The following is an 870-nucleotide window of genomic DNA, read 5'->3' as shown; positions in this document are numbered from 1 at the left end:
GCCGATGCCTACGTCGGCAACCTGGCCATGGTCGCCCGCGTGGTGCGCGAGGTGTATCCGGCCAAGCTGCACGTGGCCGCGCCGGCGGGCTTCAGCGACCAGCTGTCGCTGGCGGTCAAACGCCAGTACGCGCCGTTGGCCACCACCTTCGACCGGGTGCTGGCCAACCTCACCCCGCGCGAGCACGCCGCCATCCGGGGCGACTGGTTGCTGGCCGAATACCGCACCGGGCTGGACTGGCGTTCGGTTGCGCGCTGGGCGGTGCCGCTGTCGCTGGTGCTGCTCACCGGCATCATCGTGCATGGCTGGGGCTACTGGCGGCTGCGCCGCGAGGTCGGCATGCGCCGCCGGTTGGAACAGCGGCTGGTGGAAGTGACCGACAACCTGCCGGCGATCGTCTACCAGGCCCGCCGTGACAGCGATGGCCGGGTCACGTTCCCGTACATCACCGGCGACCTGCAGTCGATGTTCGGGGTCAGCACCGCCGAAGTCATCGCCGATGAAACGCGCCTGGTCGACCAGATCGACCCGCGCGACCGCGAGGCGGTCAGCCGCGCGCTGAACGACGCCGCGCGCGATTTCTCCGCGCTGGACATGGAATCCCGCACCAGCCCGCACGGCGTGGTGCGCTGGGTGCGCACCCGCGCATTGCCGTATGCCGCCGAACACGGCGTGGTGCTGTGGAGCGGTTACTGGGTGGACGTGACCGAAGCGCGCGCGCAGGCCGATGCCCTGGCCGCCGCCAAGTCCGACGCCGAACGCGCCACTGCGGCCAAATCCAACTTCCTGGCCACCATGAGCCACGAAATCCGCACCCCGATGAGCGGCGTGCTGGGCATGGTCGAAGCGCTGTCCCACACCGACCTGGAG

General features: G+C 70.1%; 1 protein-coding gene. It reads left to right on the top strand.

Annotated features, from left to right (window positions below; translation table 11 throughout):
• Positions 1-870: histidine kinase dimerization/phospho-acceptor domain-containing protein (locus tag INT12_RS30540; RefSeq protein ID WP_193059187.1), on the top strand; the 870-nt coding region annotated here is incomplete at both ends.

The organism is Pseudomonas sp. K8, from assembly GCF_014889455.1.
Lineage (GTDB): Bacteria > Pseudomonadota > Gammaproteobacteria > Pseudomonadales > Pseudomonadaceae > Aquipseudomonas > Aquipseudomonas veronii.
Note: the sequence above shows the minus strand (reverse complement) of the source record. Positions and strands in the feature narration are given on the sequence as shown.